A 1,158-nucleotide genomic window follows, 5' to 3' on the forward strand; every position below is an offset into this window, starting at 1 on the left:
GTCCGAGCACACGATCCTCGGGCTGTCGACGGGCCAGGCGCTCGTCCTCGTCATGGTCGTGCTGCTGCTCGCCCTCACCCTCGCGGTTCCGCTGCGCAACTACCTCACCCAGCGCGGTGAGGCGGATCGTATTGCGGCGGAACAGGTTCAGCTCGAGAAGGACCTGAAGGAACTGCGGATCCTCGAGGAGCGCTATTCGGATCCCGCCTACATCGAGGCGCAGGCTCGCGGCCGGCTGCGGTGGGTGAAGCCCGGCGACACCCCGTTCCAGGTGCAGCTGCCCGGCGACTACAAGGAGCCGGAGAAGCCGGAGGAGAAGGACGCCGAGATGGCAGGCCCCTGGTACTCCGACCTGTGGAAGACCATTTCAGAACCGCCGGCCGCGCCCGAGGTGCAGCCGGCACCGGCTCCGGCGCCCCCCGTGGTGCCGCCGCCCGTATCGCAAGAACCAGGAGAACCCACCGGGTGACCACTTCGTCCGACCCGTCCAGCCCCGTGCCGCAGGAAGACCTCGACGCCGTTGCCGCCCAGCTGGGCCGCGAACCGCGCGGAGTGCTCGAGATCGCGTACCGCAGTCCCGACGGCACACCCGGCGTCGTGAAGACCGCGCCCAAACTTCCCGACGGAACGCCGTTTCCGACGCTGTACTACCTGACGGACCCGCGACTGACCGCGGAGGCCAGTAGGCAGGAGTCCGCGGGGGTGATGCGTGAGATGACCGAACGTCTCGGGCAGGACCCGGAACTCGCGGCCGCCTACCTGCGCGCCCATCAGTCGTATCTCGCCGAGCGCGACGCCATCGAACCCCTGGGAACGGACTTCACCGGCGGCGGCATGCCCGAACGCGTCAAGTGCCTGCACGTGCTGATGGCGCACTCGCTCGCGAAGGGGCCGGGCGTGAACCCGCTCGGCGACGAATCGGTGGCCCTCGCCGCGTCCGCGGCAGGCGGAAAGCTGAGGGGCACCGCGATTCCCGCGGACTGGCCCGGCATCGACGACATCGAAAGTCCCGAGCAGTGACGCGCGTCGCCGCCGTCGACTGCGGCACGAACTCCATCCGACTCCTCGTCGCCGACGTCGACGAGCAGGGGGCACTGCACGACGTCCGCCGCGAGATGCGCGTCGTCCGACTGGGGCAGGGTGTGGACGCCACCGGGC

General features: G+C 69.9%; 2 protein-coding genes and 1 pseudogene. All 3 read left to right on the top strand.

The window, feature by feature from the left end; genetic code table 11:
* The coding region (locus ACFTZB_RS45755) for a septum formation initiator family protein (protein WP_378442642.1) at nucleotides 1-469 on the top strand (469 nt) is incomplete at its 5' end.
* Complete coding sequence (locus ACFTZB_RS45760; protein ID WP_015889584.1) at nucleotides 466-1,020, top strand: DUF501 domain-containing protein; 555 nt, start codon at nucleotides 466-468, stop codon at nucleotides 1,018-1,020. The genes ACFTZB_RS45755 and ACFTZB_RS45760, both read left to right, overlap by 4 nt.
* Nucleotides 1,017-1,158 (top strand): annotated as a pseudogene (locus ACFTZB_RS45765) (exopolyphosphatase); the annotation flags it as partial. The gene ACFTZB_RS45760 and the pseudogene ACFTZB_RS45765, both read left to right, overlap by 4 nt.

This window comes from Rhodococcus sp. NPDC057014 (genome assembly GCF_042673295.1).
Lineage (GTDB): Bacteria > Actinomycetota > Actinomycetes > Mycobacteriales > Mycobacteriaceae > Rhodococcus_F.